General features: G+C 61.2%; 13 protein-coding genes and 8 pseudogenes. 12 read left to right on the top strand and 9 right to left on the bottom strand.

What is annotated here, in order from left to right:
* Positions 1-220: 220 nt before the first annotated feature.
* Positions 221-874: pseudogene (locus K369_RS25230) on the bottom strand (transposase); the annotation flags it as partial.
* 167 nt (positions 875-1,041) lie between these two features.
* On the opposite strand from K369_RS25230, the gene K369_RS04510 reads away from it, so the two are divergent.
* Positions 1,042-2,022: an IS1595 family transposase gene (locus tag K369_RS04510; RefSeq protein ID WP_036288374.1), complete on the top strand. Its 981-nt coding sequence runs from the start codon at positions 1,042-1,044 to the stop codon at positions 2,020-2,022.
* On the opposite strand, the gene K369_RS04505 is transcribed toward K369_RS04510, so the two are convergent.
* A complete protein-coding gene (locus tag K369_RS04505; protein ID WP_198033024.1) occupies positions 2,019-2,444 on the bottom strand; it encodes a hypothetical protein in 426 nt (141 codons plus the stop codon). The two genes, K369_RS04510 and K369_RS04505, sit on opposite strands and share 4 nt — an antisense overlap.
* A 133-nt stretch (positions 2,445-2,577) precedes the next feature.
* On the opposite strand from K369_RS04505, the gene K369_RS04500 reads away from it, so the two are divergent.
* On the top strand, positions 2,578-3,141 hold the full coding sequence (locus K369_RS04500; RefSeq protein WP_371033291.1) for an HlyD family efflux transporter periplasmic adaptor subunit: 564 nt from the start codon (positions 2,578-2,580) through the stop codon (positions 3,139-3,141).
* Positions 3,142-3,236: 95 nt separating this feature from the next.
* On the opposite strand, the pseudogene K369_RS04495 reads toward K369_RS04500, so the two are convergent.
* Positions 3,237-4,277 (bottom strand): annotated as a pseudogene (locus K369_RS04495) (IS3 family transposase); the annotation flags it as partial.
* Positions 4,278-4,363: 86 nt separating this feature from the next.
* Between K369_RS04495 and K369_RS04490 the strand changes: the two are divergent.
* Entirely contained in the window at positions 4,364-5,404 is a 1,041-nt protein-coding gene (locus tag K369_RS04490) for an IS110 family transposase (RefSeq protein ID WP_036286117.1), read from the top strand.
* 249 nt (positions 5,405-5,653) lie between these two features.
* On the opposite strand, the pseudogene K369_RS27525 reads toward K369_RS04490, so the two are convergent.
* Positions 5,654-6,085: pseudogene (locus K369_RS27525) on the bottom strand (hypothetical protein); the annotation flags it as partial.
* 89 nt (positions 6,086-6,174) lie between these two features.
* Here K369_RS27525 and K369_RS04480 point away from each other — a divergent pair.
* The 4 genes and pseudogenes from K369_RS04480 to K369_RS27520 form a co-directional block, all read left to right on the top strand.
* Positions 6,175-7,644, top strand: coding sequence for a DHA2 family efflux MFS transporter permease subunit (locus tag K369_RS04480; protein WP_051949021.1), 1,470 nt, complete (start codon positions 6,175-6,177; stop codon positions 7,642-7,644).
* A gap of 798 nt (positions 7,645-8,442) precedes the next feature.
* The gene (locus tag K369_RS04475; protein WP_051949019.1) at positions 8,443-8,796 is read left to right on the top strand and encodes a hypothetical protein; all 354 of its coding nucleotides are present in this window, start codon (positions 8,443-8,445) and stop codon (positions 8,794-8,796) included.
* Positions 8,797-8,802: 6 nt separating this feature from the next.
* The gene (locus K369_RS04470; RefSeq protein WP_036288366.1) at positions 8,803-9,207 is read left to right on the top strand and encodes a hypothetical protein; all 405 of its coding nucleotides are present in this window, start codon (positions 8,803-8,805) and stop codon (positions 9,205-9,207) included.
* An 86-nt stretch (positions 9,208-9,293) separates the two neighbouring features.
* Positions 9,294-9,485 (top strand): annotated as a pseudogene (locus K369_RS27520) (IS110 family transposase); the annotation flags it as partial.
* A gap of 173 nt (positions 9,486-9,658) precedes the next feature.
* Here K369_RS27520 and K369_RS04460 read toward each other — a convergent pair.
* Positions 9,659-11,983, bottom strand: a complete 2,325-nt coding sequence (locus K369_RS04460) for a TonB-dependent receptor (protein WP_051949015.1) — start codon at positions 11,981-11,983, stop codon at positions 9,659-9,661.
* A 605-nt stretch (positions 11,984-12,588) separates the two neighbouring features.
* Positions 12,589-12,740: pseudogene (locus K369_RS26080) on the bottom strand (transposase); the annotation flags it as partial.
* A gap of 22 nt (positions 12,741-12,762) precedes the next feature.
* On the opposite strand from K369_RS26080, the pseudogene K369_RS04455 reads away from it, so the two are divergent.
* Positions 12,763-12,927, top strand: a pseudogene (locus K369_RS04455) (IS6 family transposase); the annotation flags it as partial.
* Positions 12,928-12,993: 66 nt separating this feature from the next.
* On the opposite strand, the pseudogene K369_RS27515 reads toward K369_RS04455, so the two are convergent.
* The 3 genes and pseudogenes from K369_RS27515 to K369_RS04445 form a co-directional block, all read right to left on the bottom strand.
* Positions 12,994-13,137, bottom strand: a pseudogene (locus K369_RS27515) (transposase); the annotation flags it as partial.
* A 521-nt stretch (positions 13,138-13,658) separates the two neighbouring features.
* Positions 13,659-15,107, bottom strand: coding sequence for a DUF1501 domain-containing protein (locus tag K369_RS04450; protein ID WP_198033023.1), 1,449 nt, complete (start codon positions 15,105-15,107; stop codon positions 13,659-13,661).
* 37 nt (positions 15,108-15,144) lie between these two features.
* Positions 15,145-17,460, bottom strand: a complete 2,316-nt coding sequence (locus K369_RS04445) for a DUF1549 and DUF1553 domain-containing protein (protein WP_036288360.1) — start codon at positions 17,458-17,460, stop codon at positions 15,145-15,147.
* Positions 17,461-18,229: 769 nt separating this feature from the next.
* Between K369_RS04445 and K369_RS04440 the strand changes: the two genes are divergently transcribed.
* The 4 genes and pseudogenes from K369_RS04440 (at position 18,230) to istB (ending at position 25,389) form a co-directional block, all read left to right on the top strand.
* The gene (locus K369_RS04440; RefSeq protein ID WP_036288358.1) at positions 18,230-20,665 is read left to right on the top strand and encodes a TonB-dependent receptor; all 2,436 of its coding nucleotides are present in this window, start codon (positions 18,230-18,232) and stop codon (positions 20,663-20,665) included.
* A 762-nt stretch (positions 20,666-21,427) separates the two neighbouring features.
* Positions 21,428-23,101: a TonB-dependent receptor plug domain-containing protein gene (locus K369_RS04435; protein ID WP_245278093.1), complete on the top strand. Its 1,674-nt coding sequence runs from the start codon at positions 21,428-21,430 to the stop codon at positions 23,099-23,101.
* A 60-nt stretch (positions 23,102-23,161) separates the two neighbouring features.
* A pseudogene (gene istA, locus K369_RS04430) lies at positions 23,162-24,728 on the top strand (IS21 family transposase).
* Complete coding sequence (gene istB, locus K369_RS04425; RefSeq protein ID WP_024882319.1) at positions 24,661-25,389, top strand: IS21-like element helper ATPase IstB; 729 nt, start codon at positions 24,661-24,663, stop codon at positions 25,387-25,389. The pseudogene istA and the gene istB overlap by 68 nt, the downstream one beginning before the upstream one ends.
* Positions 25,390-25,396 lie beyond the last annotated feature (7 nt).

The following is a 25,396-nucleotide window of genomic DNA, read 5'->3' as shown; positions in this document are numbered from 1 at the left end:
AGGCAGAACGAGCTCGCTGAACTTCTCGATCTCCGACCCATAAGCCTAACCGCGATTATGCAGCGCTTGACCGGCTTTCGCGGTGAAGTGGAACATTTTTTGGTTCCAGATGACGCGCGCGCAGCACCAGCGACTCTGGCGGCGGGCCGGAGTTTCGAAAGGCGAAGGCTTGCGGGTGGACGGAAAAGGGTTCGGATTTCGGGGGCGCTCGCCCCGCCGGTCATGTCGCGAGGCGCGGAATGCGCGCGAGCGCGATGCGAAGGAATCGCTGGTCGGGACAGCTCGTCGGCAGATGGATTTTGATGGCGGTCTTCATCTCGACGACACGCGCGGCGATTTTCACGAGACGTAGACGCAGAGTGTCGAACTGAGCCGTCCGCCAAGCCGAGCGCTTGGGCGCCGCCATGCGCAAGCCCCACATGATCCAATAGGCTCCGGCGTGCAGGAACAGGCGAAGCTGATTGGCTGTCGCCTTCATGCATGAGGTTCGGTCGGCGCAAAGATGCGTCTTCCAGGATTTGATATGGTTCTCGGCTTGGCCGCGTCGGCAATAGACATCTTCATAGAGACGGCGGGCATTGCGGGCTTCGAGATTGGTGACGACGAAGCGCGTGTCGACGCCGTCGGGCCCTGCTTCGGTTCGTGCGATGATGCGCTCGACGCGGCTCCAGCTCTGTGCGCCGTCGAGGAATTCCTTGTAGCGCCGCGCCTTGCCGGCCGAAGGCGTCGCCTCGAACGCGGCCTTGGTTCTGGCTTCGAGGCCGAGGATATGCGATCTCAGCGTCGTCGTCGGGGCGACGCCGAAGATGAAGTCGAGGCCATTGGCGCGGCAGAAGTCGATCGTCTCGGGCGTGCAATAATGATGATGTGGACGGCCTCACCTCAACGGCATCATAGTGCCAAGGCGTGGTCGCAGGAGCGCCACAAAGAGGGAGACCGTCCGTGAAGAAACGGTCTTATGTAGCAACCGCCACCGTCGCTTGACATCGGTCGCGATCTCGCCGAGAGTGTTCTTGTTATGTTCTATCTGGCGAAGGCGCCATGGCTCAGCATTTCCTCCTGTCAGCCGCTGCGCGATCTCTCAGCATCGGCAAGGTCATGCGTATGTCCGACCGAGGCGCCGCGAATGTTTTCGCGCGGCTGCGCTGGCCGACGACCGATGGCAAGCCCGTATGTCCGAACTGCGGCTGCACGGCCTGCTATGACTGTCGGCGCGGCGCTCATCTGCGCTGGCGATGCCAGGCCTGCGGCAGCGACTTTTCTCTGACCTCGGGCACGCTGTTCTCGTCGCATAAGCTGCCACTGAAAACCTATCTCTTGTCGATCGTCTTGTTCTGCAACGAGGTGAAGGGCAAGAGCATGCTCGCCCTGTCCCGAGATCTCGGCGTTCAATATAAGACGGCCTTCGTGCTGGCGCACAAGCTCCGCGAAGCCATGGCCGCCAGCCTGCGCGGCCTGAAAATCGGCGGCGAGGGAAAAGTCGCCGAGATCGACGGCGCCTATTTCGGCGGTCATGTCCGCCCGGAGAATCTGGCGGCCGACCGTGTCGATCGTCGCCTCGCCGAGAACCAATCGGGGAAACGCAAAGTCGTCGTCGTGGTGCGAGAACGCGACGGGCGCACCTTGCCGTCCGTGTTCCCGTCCGAGGACGCGGCAACCTCTTTCATTCGCAGCCGGGTCGCCAAGGGAACCGTGGTTCACGCCGACGAGAGCCCGGCCTGGAATTCGCTGCACGCCAAATTCTCGATGAAACGGATCAATCATCAGGAGGGATACAGCATCGACGACGCCTGCACCAATGGCGCCGAGTCGTTCTTTTCACGGATGCGCCGCGGCGAGCTCGGGCATCATCACCATATCGCCGGAATCTATTTCGCCAGATACGCGCAGGAAGCGGCATGGCGCGAAGATCACCGCCGCATCGGCAATGGCGACCAAGCGGAAGGCGTCATCGGATTGGCGATGGGCCTTGGACCATCGATCGACTTTTGCGGCTATTGGCAGCGGGCGACGGCTGGCTAAATCACGCGCCACATCGTGGTCCCGGCCGCCTCGCTGCGTTCGATCGTATCCTTCGCCCGGTTCAACGAGCAGAGAACGGTCTTGTGAACCAACTCACGCGTGCGAGCGTCGTCTTCCCGTAGACCCTTCGCCTTCATGACTCCTGCGACGACATCGCGCGTGGTCATCGCCTCCGTGACTTCACGCAGAACGTCATAGATGCGCCGGCGGCATTCGCCCGGACGGAACCAGTTGTTGTGCGCGCGTGGCGCGGTCGATCGGGTCTCCTCGTCTTCGATGCTGGGGTCGAACAGCCGTATCGTGGCGTCGATATGCCCGAGATCGGCGCGCTGTCGATCGACTTGACGCTCCAGCTGGGCGATGGTGTCGGCGAGCTCCGATCTCTTGTCTCGCAAGGCCGAGATAATTTCCCTCGTGCTCATCGCCGTTCCCATGCTCAATCAATGATGAGCCGACAGCATAGAGCCTCAAAATCCGCGCCAGTAGAGGAAGCCAGTGGCGGCTGCTACATAAGACCGGGAACTCGAGCTAGTTCGCCAGCAGCTCACCATCACATTGAACCAGTTGCAAGGAAACACCAGCCTGCCGATCGACGACTTCCCGGCCTATCGACAGGCCAAAGCGGCCGTCGATCAAGCGCAACGCGACCTCGATCATGCCGTGATTAGAGCCCCAATTTCCGGAACCGCGAGCCAGGTCGACAACATCCAGCTCGGGCGCTTCGTTATCGCCGGCACGCCGGTGTTCAGTGTGGTCGACCAGGAGTCGTCATGGGTCGACGCCAATCCGAAGGAGACCGATGTTACTAACCTGCGGGTCGGCCAGAAGGTCGACATCCAGGTCGACACTTTCCCCGGCCATGCGTTCCGCGGCACCGTCGAATCCATTGGCCCAGGCACCGGAGCGCAATTCGCCATCCTGCCGCCGCAGAATGCGAGCGGGAATTGGGTGAAGGTGGTACAGCGCGTGCCGTTGCGCATCGTCTTCGACCCCGGTCAGAACGTCTCGATGCTGCGCGCCGGGATGAGCGTCACCGTCGACATCGACACCGGCCGGCAAAGCAAGCTGATTTCCATGTTCGGAACGAACCGACGTGACGCCGCCGAGACGCCGCGATGACATTGAGCGCTCCCGGCGCGCGGCGCATCATGGTGACGATCTGCGCAATGAGCGCCGGAGCGTGTCAACGATTTTGAGACAGCGGGATTTAGAATTTAAGCTTGGGTTTCTTGTGTTTTGAGCGGCGGATTGATCCAGGCGGCGGTTGGCTTTCGGGGCGGGCTCGGCGGCATTCTGACGAAGCGTTCGGGGTTGGCGTTGAAAGCGCGATCGAGGATTTTCTGGCGAGCGTCATAGATTTCTTCGGCCTGGCCGAAATGAACCTGATCCGGAGTCATCAATCCGATGCCAGCGTGGTGATGATCGCGATTGTACCAAGTGAAGAAGTGGCGAACGAATGTCTTCGCGTCCTCGACGCAGCCGAAGCGCTTTGGGAACTGCGGCTGGTATTTCAGTGTCTTGAAACAGCTTTCGGAGAATGGATTGTCGTTCGATGTATAGGGTCGGCTATGCGATTTGGTGACGCCGAGATCGGCGAGCAGCAGGGCCGTGGCCTTGGCTTTCATCGGTCCGCCGCGATCGGCATGCAGAGTGAGCTGGCCGGGCTCCACGCCGTGCTTTTCGACAGCGTCGTTGAACAGAGGTTTGAACAGCGCGGCGGTTTCCGCGTCGGCGATGTGCCAGCCGACCACGCGACGGCTGAAGATATCGAGGATCACATAGAGGTAGAAGTAGGTCCATTTGACCGGCCCCATCAGCTTCGTAATGTCCCAGGACCAGACCTGATTGGGTCCGGTCGCAAGAAGCTCGGGCTTTTGATAGGCGGGATGGCGCAATTGCCGCCGTCGCTCGCGGACCTCGCCGTGCTCGGCGAGGATGCGATACATGGTTCGGATCGAGCACAGATAGACGCCCTCGTCGAGCAGGCAGGCGTAGATTTCGGCAGGCGCGAGATCGACGAAGCGCGGCCCGCGCAGCATCTCGAGAATATGCTGTCGCTCGGTGTCGGTCAGGGCGCGCAATGGTTTCGGACGCGCCCTCGCGACGGCCGGCGGCTGTTTACGGGCAGCCTCGCGACGGTGCAGGCTGGCGCGCGAAAGGCCCAGCGCTGCGCAGGCCGCAGCGATCAGGCCACGGCGTGGCGCCAGCGCCGCTACGGCGTCCATCAGGAGTCCTCGTCGTTCACGATCGGGAGCCCCAGCAACAGAGCAATTTTTATGGAATGGCCCGCCCCTCCTTCCGGCGTAGTAGGCTCGCCGGCGATAGAACGGAGGGATTGGTCATGAAGACGAAGGTTTCCGTGCTCGGGATCGACATCGGCAAGAATATTTGCAGTCTCGTTGGCTTCGACGCGGCCGGGACGGTGGTCATGCGGCGGCGGGCGACGCGGGAGACGCTGATCGGCTTGGCAGCGAAGCTGCCGGCCTGTGTCGTCGCGATGGAAGCGTGCTGCGGCGCTCATCATCTGGGGCGGGTCTTCGCGGCTCATGGCCACGAGGTTCGGCTGATGTCGCCCGAATATGTTCGCCCCTATGTGAAAGCGCAGAAGAACGACGATCGCGACGCTGAAGGGATCGCCGAGGCGGCGACGCGGCCGACCATGCGCTTTGTGGAACTGAAAACGCAGGATCAGCTCGACATCCAGACGTTGCATCGGTCTCGCGACCGACTGGTCGGCGAACGGACGGCGCTGATCAACCAACTGCGGGCGATCCTTCTGGAGCGCGGAATCGTCGTTCCCAAGGGTAAACGTCATCTCGCGGATTATCTCGCCGTCATGCTGGACGAAGGGGGCCGACACACTTTGAGCGACCGGATGTACAGGCTCGTCGACGACGCTCGCACGCAATGGCGCGAGCTGGACAAGCGCATCGCCGCCTTCGACGCGGAGTTCACGGCTTTCGCCAAAGAGAACGAGGACGCCCGGCGACTGGCGACAATACCGGGCGTCGGCGCCCTGATCGCTTCGGCCTTGTTGGCGGCGATCGGAAAGGCCGAGACGTTCGAGCATGGTCGCGATCTTGCGGCCTGGCTCGGCCTGGTCCCCCGTCAGGCGACGACGGGGGGCAAGCCGAAACTGCTCGGGATCAGCAAGCGGGGCAACCGATATTTGCGCAGGCAACTCATCCATGGCGCGCGGGCGGCGCTCCCCCATGTCGCCAAACGCGACACGTCGCTCGGGCGGTGGCTGACGACGCTGCTCGCCCGCGTGCATCAGAATGTCGCGGTCGTCGCCTTTGCCAACAAGCTGGCGCGGATCTCCTGGGCGGTGCTGCGGCGTGGAGAAACATTTGCCGACAAGGAGGCGATCCTGGCGGCGTGAGACTGGTCGTTCGGCGCATGTGCTGCTGATCGTCCGACGATGTTTGCGGGTGGTGGATCGAAAGATGGCCTGACTGATAGTCGAACGGCGTTCTGGAAACCTGGTTCAAAAAACGGCGTTCGACGCCGAGACTTTTATGAGGACCGGAACGCGCGTATCTCCATCTTGGCCGGGGGCTCGCCCCGAGGCCGGATACGTTGACGCAGACCCATCAGAAGGCGCTCTCGATAAAACTGCTTGCAGACGGGGCGGGCCATACGTTTTTTGGATTTCGATGATCGCCTCGGCGCGTTCCAAGCGTTTTGTCAGGAGGCGGTTCTCGCGCTGCAATTGCGCATGTTCGGCCGCCAACGGATTGGGCTCTACGACCTTGGGGCCGCGCTTGACAGGGCTCAGCGCTTCAAAGGCCCCGGCGGCGCGTTGGCGACGCCAGTCCGTCAGGGCCGATGAATAGAGCCCCTCGCGGCGTATGATCGCCCCGATGCCTCCTGGAACCCCAGCCGCGCGATCCGCTTCATCGAGGATGCGCAATTTGTCTTTGGCCGTAAACGTGCGCCGACGCGGGCGAAGGACGAGTTCCGGCGACGCGGCGTCTGGCGTCGAAACAATCGTCGGCCTCCGGCCTTCCTCAGCTTCGACGCCAGACGCCGCAAGAGTCTTTCCATCAATGATAGGGCGCATAACCATGGGATGTTTCGACCTCGGCCCTCAAGGGTAAACTCCCGCGGGGTGTTTGTCTCAACATCGTTGGCACGGAGGGCGCGACCATCATGCAGGCGCTCGATACGACGATCGCGAACGTGGCGCTTCCCTATATGCAGGGCAGCCTCTCGGCGTCGCTCGATCAGATCAACTGGGTGTTGACCTCCTATATTGTGACTGCCGCAATCATGACGGCTCCGATCGGTTGGATCTCCGACCGGTTCGGACGCAAGCGCCTCTTCATCGTCTGCGCGGCCGGATTCACAGCGGCCTCCGCCCTTTGCGGATTTGCTCAGAATATCGAGCAGATGGTCGTCTTTCGACTGCTCCAAGGGGCGTTCGGCGCGGCGCTCGTCCCGCTTTCGCAAGCAGTCCTGCTAGATACCTACCCGCCGCAGCAGCGCGGATCGGCTATGGCGATTTGGGGCGTCGGTGTGATGCTCGGCCCGATCATGGGTCCCACGCTCGGCGCGTGGCTGACTGACAACTACAATTGGCGTTGGGTCTTTTTCATCAACCTCCCGATCGGCTTGCTAACGGTCGTCGGTCTTTTGACCTTCATGCAGGAAACAACGCTCCAACACGATCGTCGCTTCGACCGCTTCGGCTTTCTCGCGCTCGCGGTCGGTATCGGCGCGCTCCAACTGATGCTCGATCGCGGCGAGCAGCTCGACTGGTTTCAGTCGTCCGAGATCGTCGCTGAGGCGATCGCGGCGGCGACCGGCTTCTATTTCTTCGTCGCACATTCGCTGACAACGGCGACTCCATTCGTTCGCCTGGATCTATTCCGCAACCGCGATTTCCTCGCCGGCTGCATGCTCATGGCGATCATCGGAGTGGTTCTGTTCGGCACAATGGCGCTCGTGACGCCCTTTTTGCAGAACGTTTCCGGCTATCCGATCAAGACGATTGGCGTATTGCTCGCCACGCGGGGGATCGGCACACTGACCGCCATGGCTCTGGTCGGGCGATTGCTGACGTTCGTCGAAGCTCGTCATCTCGTCCTGTGCGGTCTCGCGCTCACCGCCTTTACGCTGAACGTGATGTCCGGGTTCACCGACCAGACTGCTTCGAAAGCTATCGTGACAACGAGTATCGAGCAGGGCTTTGGCCTCGGGCTCGTGTTCGTGCCCCTCAGCACCGCGGCATTCGCGACGCTGCCCCAACATCTTCGTACGGAAGGTGCGGCTATACTGACGCTCGTCCGAAATGTCGGCAGTTCGATCGGGATCTCCGCAGTGATCGCGCAGCTGACCAGTATGACCACGGCGAACCACGCACGCCTCGCGGAGTTTGTCACGCCGTTCAACGACGCCCTGCAAGCTCTCGACGTGGTTTCGCTACTCGATTTGACGACCGCCAAGGGGCGAGCCATGACGGATCAACTCGTCACGGAACAGGCGGCGATTATCGCCTATGCGAACGACTTCAAGCAGCTCACATATCTGATGATCGCGACAATCCCTCTCTCGCTGCTGGTCGGGCCCTCGCGCACTTCGAGCACAACCGTGACCAGGGGCAGCGCCGAGACAAATTGACGAACTATATGCGTGAATCGGCTCGACGACGCGCCGCGCCGAATGAAAATCAGGGCCTTGCTCGGCTCCGACGCTCGGCTGAAGCGCGTTGCTCGCAGGTTGCATCGTTTAGCTCAATCGCGCATTGGAGGCTGAGGGCGCGAGGAGGTTCCGCAGCTGATGCAGCGTCCGCGTGTCACTCGGCATCGAAAATTGGTTCTGACTCACTTTTGATGCAGTTGCGGCGCCGGCTTGCGCTGGTTTCAATTGGAATCAGCGCCACGACGACAGCTCTGCGACCTCTCGATCAAGTTGCCACATGACGATGAAAGCCGTGACCTCAACGAAGGTGAATGAGGATTCGAGTCGAGCGGCCCACAAGCGGGAATAAAATCGGCGCATGGACGGTCTCCTTCTTGTCCCGCTTCGGGGACAGGAACTTCAGGAGGAACCGATGACCGACATTGCTCGCACTGTCAGCAAGAGAAACGGCGCCTTTCGTCCCGTAGCGAGCGTCATTCTCGTCTTCGCGAACTCCTCTCAAGCGAACTCGAACGGCCAGCGCGCCGTCGGCGGTGTCGTCGTTACGGCGACTCCCGGTCTCGTATGCCCCACGGCGCGGGCATTTTCGTCTCCCGTGGCAGCTTGCCGAATTCCGTACCGCAGTGATAGGCTTCTGAAATAGGCGCTCCGGGAAGAGGCGCTGATAGCGCGGCTGCGCGGCGCAAGTGCTGAGAATGGAATTCGTGGCTTTGCTCTCAATTTGCGTCTACGCGCCGAGCGGCGCGTGCGGAATTCGAACCATAAAGGGATCGCGCCATGGCGCAATGTGTCTCGACAGCGCTTCTTCTCGGCCTCCTCGTTCCGACCGTCTTTGCTGGGTCAGCGATGGCGGAGGAGAGTCTCATTTCGCTCAACGCGCCGAGCGACGGCCAAAAGCTTGAAGTCGGAAAGAGCTATAAGGCCGAATATGAGGTAAAGGCTGGAGTCAAGGGCGCCCACCACGTTCATCTCTTCATCGACGGCGACGAGGCCGCGACAGGCCATAAACTGAAAGGCGGCTTTGCCTATGGGCCGCTCAAGGCTGGTGAGCACAAGATTTGTGTGGCTCCCGTCAATAAGAACCATACCCCGATCGGCGCGCAGGCCTGCGTCTCGATCACCGCTCAGTAGCAAGCCATGCTGCAACTCGACAACACGCTGTATGCCGCTGCGCAGGTCGTGCATAATTTTGGCGCGGCGGCAACGCTTGGACTGCCGGTCGCGGCGAAACATTACGGCGCGACCGGATCGATGCTGCGCAGAACCTACCAGCTCGCGCTTGCAGCTTGGATCATTCAGCTTGTCAGCGGTGTCAGCTTTGGTCTCGTCAGTTACTACATCGTCGAGGAGTTGCCGCAGATCAGCGGTCTCGCGCTCGCTGCGCTTTACACCAAAGTCCTCTGCGCATTGCTGTCTATATTTTTGATCGCCGCTGCACTCCTGAATTGGCGCGGAATTTCAGACAGGATCGCACTCGCAAGCCTTGCGACTTTCAGCGCGGCCGCCCTCATCAGCGCAGCTTTTTTGCGCTGGTTTTCCTGAGAAGCAGGGGTCATACTTACTATTCGTGTCGTTGGCTTGCGGTGGCGGCTGTACGCCGGCTGTCAGTGTACATCTTAATATTGGTGGCGATCTGCGAGGTCGCGATCCGGCCGACGATGCGCTTCGTCGCGGTCAAGACCGAGGAGCAGCAGGGACGCACCATGCGATGCCGGACGGGGGATGTTTTGGTCCGGCAGCGCACGCAACTGATCAACGTGCTGCGCGGTCACTTGTCGGAGCAAGGTATCGTGGTCGCGCATGGAGCTGCGAGTGTAAAGCTCTTGCGGACCTGGATCAGGAAGTGCGTGTTTCGCGCACTGAAGCCTACCCCGTCTCGGCCGTCGCTCGCCCCCATAGGGTCTGGGAGCGAACCCTCGTCGACTGTCAATCCCAGGCCGATGGATGGCAGCATTGTAGGTCGGACGGCGTGATGCCCCGTCCGACCAATTGTTCAGCGTAGCGAATGGCCGTTCCCGAAATCGGGGAACGGCCCGCTGACTGTCACGCGCACGGCGCGCGGATCAACCGTCTTGAAGTGGCGATCCATGATGCCGATTGACTCTCCTGGATGTGCGAGGATCAGGAAATCGGACCGGGTGAACGAGCCGTAGCCATAGGCGATGTTGTCGCCCCTGTTGTTGGTGATGTTGAAAGCGTCGGCCTGGATTTTCCAGCCATTGTCGAAGCGGAAGCCGAAGCGCGCGTTCAGCGTGCCGGCGGCGAGCGACCTGATCCGTCCGTCCTCCGTCAGAGGCCGCGACCCGAAGTAACGATAGCGTAGCGCGCCGAACCAACCTGTCTTCTCGCCGAACTCTACGCCGCCGGTCGCAACGACGGTCGGCGCATTGGTCAAGTAATTGCCGGGCGAGTTGCCGGGCAAATTCAGCGGGAAGATCGCATCGGCGTCGGCGCCGCCCGTGATGATGGCGAGGTAGCGGGCCTGATTCACCAGATCCGAGCCGCGGAACCGCGCATGCGTCGCGGACACTTCGCCGTCGAGACGAAGCCAGGAGGTGGGCGCATAATGGCCTGTCCATTCGAAACCCCAGCGGCGGCTCGGGCGCCCGAATTTGGTGGTTCCTTCGTCCCCTTCGAAAAGGTTCTCGGCGTCGAAGTCCTGCCAGAACACCGAGAGCGAGGTGTCGAGGCCGTCGAGCAGAGCCTTGGTGCGAACGCCCGCCTCTGCTCCGCGCGTCTTTACGAGGAGCGGCACGGACAAGATTCGCCCGGTTTCGCCGAACGGCGTGGCCGTCTCCAGATTGACGGTCTGCACAGTGCCGCGCGCGTCGCTCGATTGCAGCCCCTCGCCGAAATTCAAGAAGAATTCCGTATCGTGGAACGGCCCCAGCACCAAGCCGGCCTTGGGACTGCCCATGGTCATGCTCTTGGCGCCAGAATTGAACGGGCCGCTCCACGCAGATCCGACGAGGTCGCCCGTGTCTTCGTCGAAGAGCTTGGGCGCGTAGAGCGGATTCTGGATCGAACGCACGTCCGCGCTCCAAAAATCGAACCGTCCGCCGACCGTCGTACGCAGCCATGGCGTCCACCGCACAGTCGTGTCGGTCCAAAGGCCGATGCTGCCTTCCTTGATGTAGTCGTCGCGGACGACGTTTAACGGCGTGCGGTGGAATGTGTCCGAGAAGCCGTTACGGATGTCGTCGTAGCGGCCCTGCAGGCCGAACCGGGTTTCGACCGGCGTCTCGGCCACGCTCCATTTGATGGCGTGCGTGGCGTTCAAGCCAAAGACCGAGCGCCTATCGAACTGACGAACCTGATCGCCGAAGATGGGGTCTTTCAAAAAGTAAGTGGTGTCGTCCGCCAAATTGGCCATGTTGCGGATGACATAGCCCTCGATTCTCGAAGCGCTGTCTTGGTCGGTCTGGCTCCAGCGCGCAGAAAGGCTGTAGCGCGCGGCATTGCCGCCGTCGGATGGGTCGTTACTGCCCCAGCGCGAAAACAGCCCTTGATCGACCGGGTGTTGGGCGACCTGATCGGTGGCCATCCAGTGATGAGAAAAGGCCATTGCCGTGACTGACAGGCCGTTCTCTTGCGTGCCCTGGCTCCAGCGCGCGACTCCGTTGACCCGGCGCGCCCGGTCGGCATTTTGCCAAGGGCCGTTGTACATGCCGAGTTCGAGCGCCGCTAGCAATTCGCCGTCACCGAGAGCATAGGACTTCGCGCCGAGCAGGCGTCCCCAGGCGAAACTGCCGCCGCTCGCCGACAGCAAGCCCTCGCGCAACCTGTCGACATATTGCGTGTGCACGGCGCCGGCCGAGGCGAAGGCGCCTTCGTCTGCGAAGTAGGGGCCTTTGCGAACGTCGACGGAACTGAACAACTCGGGGATGATGAAATTGGCGTCGGCATAGCCTTGGCCATGCACGAACGACGGCATGTTGAGCGGCATGCCGTCGAGAGTGAGCGCTAGGTCATTGCCGTGATCGAGCGCGAAGCCGCGAAGGAAATATTGGTTCGCTTTGCCGGAGCCGGAGTGCTGGGCGACGATGAGGCCAGGCACGATCTCGAGCGCTTCGGCCGGCTGCGCGAAAGGAATGGCGTTGACCTGTTGGCCGGAGAAAGTTCTGACGCTCGACGCGGCGTCGGGCGTAGCCGGCTGGCGCAATGGCTCCGATGCCGGCTCGCCGCGAACCGGTTGGAGACGCCGGGGCGTCTCGGCGCCGATATCAATCGGCGGCAAGGCCGCCTGGGCGAAGGCGGCGGTGGAAAAGATAGTCAATGCGAGAGCGCTGGCGCTCCGCAAGAGGTCGCAAGGATGCATGGCCGGATTTCCTGCTTGCCGTCGTCAAACGGCGTCTGACGTCACGGTCACTCGGCCTGAGGCCGAAAACCGGTTCTTCGAAGGCGCGGCGGCCCGAGGGCGGGCGCCGGTCAGGACAGGAAAGGGGAGGCCCGTGCCCGGCGCGCGTCCCTATCAGACGGTCTGGCGAGCCGGTTTATTCGCCAGACGAGAGAAACTCTCCCTGGCGCGGCCCGCGCAAGTGCGAATTCGATCGGCGCGCTGTCGACAAACAGACTTTGGCCACACTCGATCGAGCACAGAGGACATGCGGAGCCCTCTCGGTCATCCTGCGCGGGAAATGGGACATCGGATGATGACTGCTCGCGAACATGAACGCAGTGGGCGGAGTGAGCCGACAGACCCGCGGTCGCCTTGAAGCCGAGAACCGGCGATCCCGCCAAAAGTAGGACGGCGGCCCCCAATGCGCATATCAGGACAGAAAATGGTCCACGCATGTTTCGGAACGGCCCGGCCTGTTGAAAATACCTAGGAAAGTTTAGGTGCCGAACCCTACTGAAAACAAGCGAATGCAGCGTCAAAGTGTGACATTTTTCATCACCGTGGCAAAAACGGCACAATCGACTGATCGCCGCCGAAACGATGCGGCCGTTCTTCCGGACTTTGACATCGGCGGTGTCGAGCCAGACATAGGCCACTTGCCCTCCTGTGGGCGTTCGAGGAAGGCGTCGACCTTCTCGTCGATCTCCTCGCAGAGCCGGCTGACCTGGCTCTTGGAGCGCCGGAGCCGTCCATGGCTTCGATTGGACGCTATGCTCGGGTTCAAGCGATTTCGGCGCGCGGCGGTCACGATCGCCGGGATCGAGCTCATGCATCGGATCCGGAAAGGTCAATTCGCACTGAGCAAACTCCGAGCGGCAGGCAAGACTCCGCCGGAGATCTGGACCTCGGTGTTTGCCGCCTGAACCAAAGAACGCCCGAACCCAATTCATGACCGTTCTCGAAACTTGCACCACAACCGTCGTTCCCATGCAATCGACCAGAACGGCGCGGTCGAGCATGATCCCGTGGCGCGCGAAGATCGGCGATTGGCAGTAGAGCGCCATGTGCTCGCTGAACTCGGTGACCGCCACTTGCGCCAGCAGCGCCTCGGTGGGGACGTCGCCCTCGATCATATGCGCGAGCACCGGCGCCTGTGCGTGCGCAAATTGTCCATCACGACGATCTCTCCCTCGCCGAGCGTCGGGGCGAGACGCGCCGGCGCTCCGACCGCATCACAAGAGCGTCACGCGGAAGGAGCCGCCGAAGGTCGCGGGCCAGCGTGTCAGGCCGACCGTCCCAATGTATCGATCGTCTATCAGGACCAGGCGATCATAGTTGCAGGCGGCTATGGTCTCCAGGACAGGGGATTCGAATCGAAATATCGCAACCATCTCACGTAGCCGCGCACAAGCTCCCATCGAGATCGGCGCGCATCCTCGTGGCCCGAAGTGCGCCACGGGCCGGTATGCTGTTAGAAGAATAGGGTCCACTCCGGTTCGGAGGTTTGCTCGAGTTCCGGGTCAGTGGTTTCCCCATTCCGAACACTGTAGTCCTTGCCGCATTTGTCGTAAGTCGGGCCGTAGCGAATATTCTTGGTGAGGCTCTCGACCCGGGAGGATAGAGAGCCTCACTTTCGCAATTTCAGAAGCGTTCGTCAGGCCAGTATGTCTCCGACGACCTTGCCGTAGACGACCGTCGGCCGTTCGGCGCGGCCGGCGCGCAAATAGACCGTCTTCAGATGATCCAGGCCGAGCAGCTGGAGCACGGTCGCATGCAGATCATAGGTGTCGACGGGGTTCTCGACCGTCTTCAGGCCGATCTCATCCGTCGCGCCATAGGTGAGGCCGTGCTTCAGGCCGCCGCCGGCGAGCCATTGCGTGTAGCCCCAGGGGTTATGGTCGCGCCCGTCGCCGCTTTGGCCATAGGAAGTGCGGCCGAATTCCGAGGTCCACACGATCAGCGTCTCGTCCAGCAGCCCGCGCGACGCGAGATCGGCCAGCAGGCCGGCGATCGGCTTGTCGATCGCCCGCGTGTTGGCGCTGTGATTCTCCTCGAGCTTGCGATGCGCGTCCCAGTTCTTATTGTCGTCGCTGATGCCGTCGACGGGGCCGGAGACGACCTGAATGAAACGCACGCCGCGCTCGACCAGACGGCGCGCGCGCAGCAGCGCGGTGCCGTAGTCCTTGGTGGCGTCATTGTCGAGACCATAGAGCGCCTTGGTGGTCGCCGTCTCCTTGGAGAGATCGACCGCTTCCGGCGCCGAGGTCTCCATGCGATAGGCGAGCTCATAGGAGCGCGTGCGGGCCTGCAGCTCGGTGTCGGACGGCTGCTCGCCGGACTTGTGCTCATTGAGCTTCTGCAACAGATCGAGATTGTCGCGCTGCTGAGCCGCGGCGATCAGCTCCGGCTTGTCGAGATTGAGGATCGGCGACGCGCCGGGACGGAAGGCCGTGCCCTGATAGACCGCCGGCAGGAAGCCGGAACTCCAGTTCACCGAGCCGCCGCGCGGCTCGCGTTTGCCGCTATAGAGCACGACATAGGGCGGCAGGTCCGGATTGGCGGAGCCGAGCGCATAAGTAACCCAGGCGCCGAGCGACGGCCGACCGGGCGTGACGTCGCCGGTGTTGAGCTTCAGGATCGATATGTCATGCGTCGCGCCGACCGTGACGCTCGACTTGACGAAGGTGATCTTGTCGGCGTGCTGCGCGAGATTGGGCAGCAGGTCCGAGAACCACGCGCCGCTCTGGCCATATTGCTTCCATGTGCGCTTGGAGGCGAACAGCTTGCCGGCGCCGCCGGAGGTGGTGACCTGGAGCCCTTTCAGGAAGGACTCGGGAACCTCCTGGCCGGCGAGGCGCACCAGCTCGGGCTTATAATCATAGAGATCGAGCGTGCTCGGCGCGCCGTCCATATGCAGCCAGATGACCGATTTCACCTTGGGCGCGAAATGCGGATCCTTCTTCGTCAGCGGATCGACGAAGGTGGCCGCCGCCTGGGCGAGCGGAACCGAGAATACGCCGCCGCCCGGCATGAAGCCGTTCAGCGCCACACCGCCGAGGCCATATCCGGCGTTGAACAGCCATTCTCGACGCGTCTTGCTCATGATGACGTTCCTTTCTTCCAGATGATCGATGCGATTGTCAGAAGCGGTAGATGAACTCATTGGAATTCGCGACCGTATGCACGAGGTCGACGAAGGCGGAGGCGCGGATCGGATTGGTGATGCTCACGTCTTTTCCGGTCGGCACGGCGATCGAGAACTTGCCGTCGGAAGGCTTGGATCCGATGAGCTTCTCATGCTCGTCGAGAAAGGCCTGGAGCAGCGTTTTCTCGTATGCGTCGGGGCTGCGTGAGAACAGGATCTGATAGAGCCGTTCCAAGCGCGCGCCCTCGTCGGCGCCGGCCTCGCGAATGACGCGGCCGGCGAGAGCCTGCGACCATTGGAAGACGAGATCACTATTGACGAGCGTCAGCGCTTGCAGCGGCGTCGTGGTGACGTCGCGCTTGCTGTGCGCCTGTTGCGGATTGTTGAGGTCGAAGGTCTCGAGCAGCGGATAGGGAACGCTCCGCCGCGCGAAAATATAGAGGCTGCGCCGATTGATCTCGTGCGGATCATTGGACGCCTCCCAGGCCGGACCGACATTGAGATTGGCCGGCAGAGGCGGGAACACGGCGGGACCGCCGATCGCGCCTTCGAGACGGCCGGAAGCCTGCAGGAAGGAATCGCGAATCTGTTCGGCGTCGAGACGCTTGCGCGGGAAGACGGCAAGCAGCTTGTTCTCCGGATCGGCCGCCGCGACCTCTTCGCGATGCGCCGACGATTGCCGATAGGCGCTCGACAGCAGAATCTCGCGATGCAGCTTCTTGATGCTCCAGCCGCCGTCGACGAAGCTGCTGGCGAGATAATCGAGCAGCTCGGGATTGCTCGGCTTGTCGCCCGCCTTGCCGAAATCGCTGACCGTGCCGACGATTCCCTTGCCGAAATATTCGTTCCACACGCGGTTCACGAAGACACGCGCCGTCAAGGGATTGGTCGGGCTGGCGAGCCAATTGGCGAGCGCCGCGCGCCGGCCGGAGGATGTGGCGGTCGGCGTGATGAGAGGCGTCTCGCCATTGGCGAAGGCCTCGGGGAAGGCCGGCTGCACTTCATCGAGCGGACGTTCGTGATTGCCGCCGAAGTAGACATAGGTCGGCGGAGCGTCGGAATGTCCGAGTTCCGTGGCCGCGGTGAATGTGTCCGATCCGCGCGTCGGCTTGAGCTTCTCGAATTTCTTCAAGTCCTCGGTCAGCTTCTTATATTCTTCCCATCTCGCCACAGCCTCCGCGCTGTGTTCGGGAATTTGCTTGTCTTCCGCTGTCTCGCGCAAATAGCCGGCCAAAGCCGTCTGGTCGGTGACGACATCAGCTCGATAATTGACCCAGCGGTCGAGCGCGTTCCACTCGCTCTTGGGCTTGAAGATCGAAGCGCGCGCGTCGGGATTATAGCGCTCTTTGTAGTAGGTCGAGGCCTTTTCCCGGACAGAGTCGATGATCTGCTTCTGCCTGTCGAGAATATCTTTGGCCGCTTTCTCGTATTTGGCGAGCGTCTTCTGATAGGCGATCTCCTGCTCGCCCTGGGCGGCGGGGATCTTCTCGTCGAAGGCCGTGTTGGCGAAAAAGGCCTGCAGCGAGAAATAATCTTTCTGCGTGATCTTGTCGGACTTGTGGTTGTGGCAGCGCGCGCAGCCGACTGTCGTGCCGAGGATCGCCGTTCCGATCGTGTCGGCGATGTCGGTCGTGATCTGATATTTGCGGCCGATGAGGTCGCGCGCACCCGGATTGTCGGTATAGCTCGCGAGGAAGCCTGTCGCGACGAGCGCCTTCTGATCGCCGGGCGCGATCTCGTCCGCCGCGATCTGCTCCTGAATGAAGCGCGAATAGGGCTTGTCCTCATTGAAGGACTGGACGACGTAATCGCGATAGCGGAAGAAATTCGGACGCGTCACATCGCCTTGAAAGCCCGCGCTATCCGCGTAACGAGCGAGATCGAGCCAGCGGCGGGCCTGCCGCTCGCCATAGCGCGGCGAGGCGAGCAGCCGGTCGATGACCTTCTCATAGGCGTCCAGCGACGCGTCGTTCACAAAGGCCGCGACCTCCTCCGGCTCGGGAATGAGACCCCAGACGTCCAGCGTCGCGCGGCGAATGAAAGACGCGCGATCGGCGTCCTGCGAAGGAGAGAGCTTCGCTGCTTCTATCTTCGCGAGAATGAAAGCGTCGATCGGCGAACGCACCCATTTCTTGTTTGCGACAGAGGGGGACGCCGGCGGATGGACGGGAAGATAGGACCAATGCGGTCGCGTGGAGCTACCGGTTCGGGCAGGAGCCTCGATGGAATTGGTCTCGGCCGCGAGGGTAACCGCGGCCCAGGAAGCGCTCAGCAGGAACGTCAAATAAACTCTCTTCAACGATTTCCGCATTTCTTTCACCCCCGATACTGATCGTGATGAGCGGGCTCACAGGAATTCTCTTCTTGCGCCGTAACCGAGCAAAATGTGACATGGCATGGCGTTCAATGAGACGCGCGCGCTTTGTATGCGAACCGAATTTGTCACCACACGTCGTGCTACGATTGCGCCCGAGTCGATATACACCATATTCCTACCTGTGCGATAGGAAATAAAGCGACTCCGAGAAAAAACGTCACCGCTCGCAGGGGGCGCCTCGCTCACCGGACCGAAACATTGGCGCAATGCGCCCACCCTTGAAGTAGCCTGGGACGACGGAATCTGTCGGTCTACCGCAGTTTGCGGGATCGATTGGGAGGGGGCCCGCGCGCCTGTCGGACTCGTCCAGTCAAGGCTCTGCTTCACTCTCGGTGCAGCAGAAGGGCAAGGTTGACGAGAACATACTGCAATTGCGCGCTATTCAGACATTCTCGGTCGCGACGGTCGGAACGGTAAGCCGCGCTACTGCATTAGACGCAGTTATCCCAAAGTATCAGATCGCTATGGCGCGGCGTGCGTCGCTTTGCACCGAGAGTGGAGCAGAGCCCAATTAAGGGTCGCGCGACACCCGCGGGCTCAGAGGTTCAACGGTTTGGGACGCCGATCGGCGTCGAGATTCAGGGTCGATGCACAGCGTTCCATTCGTGTCGGGGTCAACAAACGGGACCGCCGAGCCCTTGACAGCGACCGAAAGTCGATCAGTAATATATAAAACCGATCGATAAACTAGAGTTATAAAGCGATGAACGCGATTCATAGGACGCCCTGGCGTGTTCGCTCCGCTCAACTGATGATTGGCGCAGCGCTCGGAATGCTGATTGACGCGCCAGCGCGCGGCGATGACGCGAAAGTCGAAGACGTTATCGTCGGCGGCGGCGAAAGAGGTTTGGCTACACGTGAACAGAAAGCGCTGGTGAACGGTCCTCGACCCGCGGCGATCGTCAACGGACGCAGAGCGGAAGAGGAGCATCTCGAACGTCTGGACGATTTTGCCCAGAAGGTTCCGAGCTATCGACCGAATGTCGCCAACCCGCAAACGTCCCGCCCGGCCATTCGCGGCATAGGCTCTAGCTCGAGTTTCCAGTTCGCGACGGAGTCCGACACTGGATTCATGATAGACAACGTCTTCTATCGATCGGTCGGCTTCCAATGGGCCGACTTCATCGACATCTCCTCCTTCGAGGTCGCGCTCGGCCCTCAGGGAACGGCCTTCGGCAAGAATACGACGGTCGGCAATATCATCGTCAACACGCAATTGCCTTCCTTTGAACGCAGGGCGACCTTCGAGACGTCTTTCGCCAACTACAGCCATGTCGTTGAGAAACTGAACGCGACCGGACCCATCATCGATGACAGGCTCGCCTATCGCGTGGCCCTTTATTACGACAAGAGCGACGGCTGGATTCACGACCAGATTTCAGGAGCCGGCTATTTCAACAACAACCGCTGGGGCGCGCGCGGGCAGCTCCTTTTCGTCGGTGACGAATTTACCGACCGTCTCATCTTCAACACGTCGGCATCGCACGAATACAATAACGACGCGTCGGGGCCGTTTTCCGATTCGCTCCCTGTCAGAGCCAATGGCACGCTCGGGACGACCTATACGCAAACGCTGTTCCGACGGCTGGGTCGCAACGTCATAAGCTTCGATCCGCACAAGCTGTACCGCACCGGCCAGGGCGCGATCGACGAGCGGCAGACAACCGTATCCAATGAATTGAATTGGTCGCTCGCCGAGAACACGCTCACAGCAATATCGGCCTGGGGCGAGTTCCGATTGCACCCGCGCCACAACTTTGGCGAACAGCTTCTCGATATCAGCGACAGCCGCAATGACAATTGGACCGATCAGTTCTCGCAAGAGATTCGACTCGCGTCGCCAAGGGGAAAGGCCTTCGAATGGCAATTCGGCGTCTATTCTCTGTACGAGACGATCTGGGGCTACACGGAGACCGTGTACGGCGCGAACGCCGCGCGTTGGTTCAATACGCCGACCACGGATCCGTCGCTGCTTCTGGGCTTTCGCAACCACCAGGACGGAAAGGCAAAGACGTTTCACATAGCCGGTTACGGCCAGGGGACCTATCATTTCGACGAAAAATGGGCGCTCACCATTGGCCTGCGCGATGGTTACGAACGTCGATCGGGTTCGAGCTTCGGCTGGATCGGCGCCTGGAGCGCGAAATTCACGCCTGCTCAGATTCTCACTGCCGTGCGAGGCGCCGGCGGCTCCGCGATCTACGACACGGGCGGGGCGAGCAAGGAGCACAACTCGCTGACGGCGATTGTCAATCCGGAATACAAATTCAACGAGAATATTCTGCTCTATGGATTGGTCGGGCGGGGCGAAAAGGCCCCGGCGGTAAATACCTTCTCCAGGCCGATTCTGGACAGCGCTTCGAGCTTCAAGGGCTTTCAATCGCTCTTCACTAAGCCCGAGCAGTCCTGGGACTATGAAATCGGCGCGAAGACGAACTGGCTGGACGGCAGCGTGATCGCGAACGCCAACCTCTATTGGAACGACATCTACAATTTCCAATCGAATTTGACGAACACGGATTTTCGGGACAGCACCGGCGAAGTCTTGCGGCTGAACTACATCGGAAACGTCCCGCACATACGCCTCCGCGGCGTCGAATTCAGCGGGCGCTGGAATCCAATAGAGCGGCTTTGGCTCAGCGTGAATGGAGCCTATACGGAAGCGCGCTACATCGACTTTGCGAAAGCGGCGCCTCCGTCGGATTGGACCGGGTTCACGGGAGCGCCTCTGACGTTGTCTCGATCCAATTCGAGGTGGGAGAACCTCCCGAAATGGGCGTTCAACGTCGCCGCGAATTACGAGCAGCCGCTCGGACCTTTGTTCAAGGGCCTCGGTCCGCAGTTCGACCGGTCTGTGACCGGCTTCGGCTATCTCAACGTGGCGTGGTTGGATAAGACACAGCTCACGGACCCGAGCTCCGTGTTTCAATATTGGCAACCCGCCTACGCGATCACCAACGCCGGACTTGGTCTGCGTACCGACGATGAACGTTACAGTCTCTCGCTTTGGGTCAAAAATCTCTTCGATACTCGCTGGGCCACGTCATGGACGCCGGGGACGAGCACCGCGCCGGCGACAGTCGGATGGCCGGCTAGGCCGCGATACTTCGGAGGCTCCTTGCTGGTGAGGCTCGAATGATCTCGAGTAATCGAGGGCCGATGGAACGGCGCTTCACCACAGCATCGTAAAGCGCTTGGCCATCATAGCAGGCGTCCGGAATCACCGAGTGGCGACAGCCTCCTCGATCTGATCGAGAAAGTCGGGGATTTATATCGTTGAGGCGTATGATGGGTAATTTGTTGAGTGTCCGACTTGCCGCCATGCCCAATGTCAGGATTTCCGGAACGGGCTTCGCGCAGTCCAGGGGACTCGTGGATGGTCCGCGTCAAACGTCTGGGTCGGCCGAGATCCGTCCCGCTGCGTCCGAGCATCGCAGCGCCAAGAGGCCTGCGGCGACGCGGGTCGAACCTTCGCGAATGGCGCGGCCGAGCGATGGCGAGATTCTCGGCGCGAGTGGCGAAGCCAATTCGGTCAGACTTCAGGACGCGATGGTGACGGGTTCGCATCGCGCCGGCGTGACAGCGGCGAACAGCGCAGTTCCGGTGGACGTTGTTCACGCCCAGGCCGGTGCGTCGGCTTGCTCCGCGAGGCGCTGGAGTTCCTGCGCAGGATCGACGTCCGCGCGTCAACGAATGAGGGCGACACGAACGACGTCGCCGACGTTGGGATCGATCGGCGGCGAGGCGCAGACATAGGCGCCGTGCTCGTCTTGCCACAGCCCATTCCAATGGCGAAGCGGCAACGCGCTAGGACATCCAACCGAACTCGGCCTGACAGCTGTACCGCAGCTACACACGATCAGAATCAGATATTAATAAGTATAATTACAAAGGGTTGCCCATGTTCCGCTCAGAGTCCGGCGTCGCGCCGAAGTTGTGGTTTTGTTTCATGTCCAGTGCGTCGAGCCTCTCCTATATGGTGACGGCCGCCGTCGTCTTATCGACTCAACTCGACGCGTCTCGCGCCGAGGACGCGCCAGCTGCGACTGCGGTGAACGTCCAGGTCGGCGACGTTCACGTGCCTGGTGAAGACGATGACCGGGGTGAAACCTCGCGTCCCGTCATGGAAGCGCAGAAGAAGCCGCGGTCGATCGTCGTCGTCGATCCCAAGACCATCGAGCGCGAAAACATCAACCGCCTCGACGAGCTACAACAAAGGGTCCCGAATTATCGCGCCAACAACGCTGGCGCAGCACACTCGGCTCGCGCAACGATACGATGGCTCGGCGTCGCTGGCGGAGGCGTCGGCGCTGAGTCCCCGACGGGCTATGTCGTGGACAACGTGTTTTGGAAATATTGGGGCTTCCAATGGATGGACTTGTTCGACGTGTCGTCGTTCGAAGTCGCCTATGGCCCCCAGGGCACGGCGGGTGGCAAGAACACGGCGGTCGGCAACGTCATCATTCGAAACCAACTGCCGTCCTTCACCCGTCAGGCCACGACCGAGACCAGTTTCGCCAATTACAGCCGCGTCATCGAGAAAGCCACCGTCACCGGCCCGATCATCGACGACAAGCTCGCCTACCGCGTAAGCTTCTTTCTCGACAAGGGCGACGGCTGGATTCGCGATCAGGTGAGCGGCGCCGGCTATAAAAACACGGACCGCTGGGGCGTGCGCGGGCAGTTGTTCTATGTCGGAGACGATTTCTCCAATCGCCTAATTTTCAATTACAACAAGTCCACCGAATATAATGGCTACAGCAGCGCCGCTTTCGCCGACTCCTTTCTCGTGTACGCCAATGGCGCACGTCCGAACTCGACCTTCGCCCAGAACGTCGCCAGCCGGCTCGGCAAACCGATCTTGTCCTTCGACCCCTACAGGCCGACCATCGCGCGCGAGGGCGTCGATCCGGTGAGAAACATCACAATTTCGAACGAGCTCAACGTGGGCATCGGCGAAAATATCTTTACCTCCATTTCCGCGTATGGCTTCCACCGCAACGAGCAGAGATATTTCGACGATTCTCAGTTGCTCGAGCTCTGGCGCGCCGGCATGGACACCTATCTTGGTCAGGGATCGCAGGAATTCAGGCTGACTTCGCCCAAGGACCAAGAACTCGAATGGACGACGGGCCTCTATCTCTTCTATGACGATGCGGCCAATCAGATGCACCATACGCAATTCGGCGTCGACGCCGCAAAGTGGCTGAACCGGCCAGCCGCGCTGCCGGGAGTCCAGGACTGGTGGTATACCAAGGCGCGGGACATTCAGTTCGCTGCGTACGGACAGGCCACCTGGCATTATGACGAGCAACTCGCGGTCACTCTCGGCTTGCGTGACAGCTACGAGATTCGCGGGGGCTCGGTATGGCATTTCAACCGTTATTATCCCACCGTGTCGATCCTCGATCAGGACCAGGCGGTCATCGTCGCAGGCGGCTATGGGGGCCTCCAAGACCGGGGCTATACTTCGAATTATCGAAACCACGTGACGTCGATACTCAACCTCCAATATCAGTGTTATTCGGCGTGCAAGTTTGACCCCCATACGAGGGGAATCGGCGTTGAAAATTGACCCCCTCTGGTGAAGTCCGGACAGTCCGCCCGTTTTGGTTGAAACGGCGGGTGGTGGGGGATGTTGATTGTGGAGACGATCGGACGAATCCGTCGCGAACATTTCGTCAAGGGCAAGACGATCAAGGAGATCGCTCGCGATCTGGGCATTTCACGGAACACGGTCCGCAAGGCGCTGCGGTCGGAGGCAACGTCCTTCGCTTACGAGCGCGACAATCAGCCGTTTCCCAAGCTCGGGCCTTGGTCGGACAAGCTCGATGAGGTTCTCGCGGAGAACGAGAAGAAGGCGCCGCGCGAGCGGCTAACCCTGATCCGTATTTTCGAAGATCTGAGCGGCCTGGGCTACGCGGGCGGCTATGACGCTGTGCGTCGCTACTCGCGCAAATGGCGCAGCGAGCAAGGCGCGGCGACGGCGGCCGCCTATGTGCCGTTGAGCTTCGAGCCGGGCGAAGCCTACCAGTTCGACTGGAGCCACGAGATCGTTGTGCTCGACGGCGTGACGACGACCGTGAAGGTGGCGCACATGCGTCTGTGCCACAGCCGCATGCCTTTCGTTCGCGCCTATCCGCGTGAGACGCAGGAGATGGTTTTCGACGCGCATGATCGCGCCTTTACCTTCTTCAGGGGCGCCTGCACGCGCGGCATCTACGACAATATGAAGACGGCGGTGGAGACGATCTTCGTCGGCAAGGAGCGCAAGTTCAATCGTCGCTTCGCGCAAATGTGCAGCCATCATCTCGTCGAGCCGGTCGCCTGCACGCCAGCGTCCGGCTGGGAGAAAGGCCAGGTCGAAAATCAAGTCGGCCTGGCGCGGGAGCGGTTCTTCACGCCGCGCCTGCGGTTCAAGACCTACGACGATATGAACGCCTGGCTTCTCGATAAATGCGTCACCTACGCCAAGGCTCATCCGCATCCGGAAATCGCGGACAAGACGGTCTGGGAGGCATTCGAAGAAGAGCGCCCGAAGCTCGTTCCGCTGCGCGGGCGGTTCGACGGATTCCACGAGCTGACCGCGTCGGTGTCGAAGACTTGCCTCGTGCGCTTCGACAACAATAAATACTCGGTCAATGCGAGCGCCGTCGGCGCCCCGGTCGAGATCCACGCCTACGCCGACCGCATCGTCTTCCGCCAAAAAGGGCGGGTGGTCGCCGAACATGCTCGGGCCTTCGGGCGCGGCGCGACGATCTTCGATCCCTGGCATTATGTGCCAGTTCTCGCGCGCAAGCCCGGCGCGCTACGGAACGGCGCGCCGTTCAAGGACTGGGTGTTGCCGGGAGCGATCGAGCGCGTGCGGCGCAAGCTCGCCGGCAGCAATGATGGCGATCGACAGATGGTCAAGGTTCTGGCCGCCGTCGTCGAGGACGGATTGACCGCGGTGGAAGCCGCCTGCGCGGAGGCGCTCGGCCAAGGCGTCCATTCCGCCGACGTCATTCTCAACATTCTCGCCCGCCGGCGCGAGCCGCCGCCCCCGCCGACGATCCCGACGCCCGAGTCGTTGATGCTGCTGCACATGCCGCTCGCCGACTGCGCCCGCTATGATCAATTGAGGAGAACAGGCTGATGGAACGCACCAAGCTCTTCGATCTCATGGGAGAGCTCAAGCTCTTCGGCATGAGGAACGCCTATGACGAGGTGATGTCGAGTGGCATAAAGAGGCAGCATGAGCCGCCACGCATCGTCGGCGATCTTCTCGAGGCGGAAATCGCCGAAAAGCACGCGCGCTCCATCAAATATCAGATGACGATCGCCAAATTGCCGCTGGCGAAGGACTTCGACGGCTTCCAGTTCAACGGTACGCCGATCAATGAAGGGTTGGTGCGCGATCTCTCGAACGGCGGCTTCCTCGACCAACAACGTAATTGTGTTTTCGTCGGTGGAACCGGTACGGGGAAGAGCCATCTTTCGATAGCGATTGCAAGAAATTGCATTCGCGCTGGAAAACGCGGCCGCTTCTTCAACACCGTCGAACTCGTCACCAGGCTCGAGACCGAAGCGCGAGGAGGTCGTCAGGGACGCTTCGCGGAATATCTCACGAGAATGGACTTCATCATACTCGACGAGCTCGGCTACTTGCCCTTCGCGCAATCTGGCGGACAATTGCTCTTCCATCTGATCAGCCGGCTCTACGAACGCACCTCTATCATCATCACTACCAATCTCGCATTCGGCGAATGGCCGAGCGTGTTCGGCGACGCGAAAATGACCAGCGCGCTGCTCGATCGCCTCACCCACCATTGCGACATCGTCGAGACCGGCAACGAAAGCTGGCGCTTCAAGAACCGCGCCTGACGCTTCC

This window comes from Methylosinus sp. PW1 (assembly GCF_000745215.1).
In the GTDB taxonomy this organism is placed as follows: Bacteria; Pseudomonadota; Alphaproteobacteria; order Rhizobiales; family Beijerinckiaceae; genus Methylosinus.
Note: the sequence above shows the minus strand (reverse complement) of the source record. Positions and strands in the feature narration are given on the sequence as shown.

Bases quoted from the DNA above. Each gene is read 5' to 3' on its own strand.
- K369_RS04510 (WP_036288374.1), top strand. From the start codon at position 1,042: ATGGCTCAGCATTTCCTCCTGTCAGCCGCTGCGCGATCTCTCAGCATC.
- K369_RS04505 (WP_198033024.1), bottom strand. From the start codon at position 2,444: ATGAGCACGAGGGAAATTATCTCGGCCTTGCGAGACAAGAGATCGGAG.
- K369_RS04490 (WP_036286117.1), top strand. From the start codon at position 4,364: ATGAAGACGAAGGTTTCCGTGCTCGGGATCGACATCGGCAAGAATATT.
- K369_RS04480 (WP_051949021.1), top strand. From the start codon at position 6,175: ATGCAGGCGCTCGATACGACGATCGCGAACGTGGCGCTTCCCTATATG.
- K369_RS04475 (WP_051949019.1), top strand. From the start codon at position 8,443: ATGGCGCAATGTGTCTCGACAGCGCTTCTTCTCGGCCTCCTCGTTCCG.
- K369_RS04470 (WP_036288366.1), top strand. From the start codon at position 8,803: ATGCTGCAACTCGACAACACGCTGTATGCCGCTGCGCAGGTCGTGCAT.
- K369_RS04460 (WP_051949015.1), bottom strand. From the start codon at position 11,983: ATGCATCCTTGCGACCTCTTGCGGAGCGCCAGCGCTCTCGCATTGACT.
- K369_RS04450 (WP_198033023.1), bottom strand. From the start codon at position 15,107: ATGAGCAAGACGCGTCGAGAATGGCTGTTCAACGCCGGATATGGCCTC.
- K369_RS04445 (WP_036288360.1), bottom strand. From the start codon at position 17,460: ATGCGGAAATCGTTGAAGAGAGTTTATTTGACGTTCCTGCTGAGCGCT.
- K369_RS04440 (WP_036288358.1), top strand. From the start codon at position 18,230: ATGAACGCGATTCATAGGACGCCCTGGCGTGTTCGCTCCGCTCAACTG.
- K369_RS04435 (WP_245278093.1), top strand. From the start codon at position 21,428: ATGTTCCGCTCAGAGTCCGGCGTCGCGCCGAAGTTGTGGTTTTGTTTC.
- istB (WP_024882319.1), top strand. From the start codon at position 24,661: ATGGAACGCACCAAGCTCTTCGATCTCATGGGAGAGCTCAAGCTCTTC.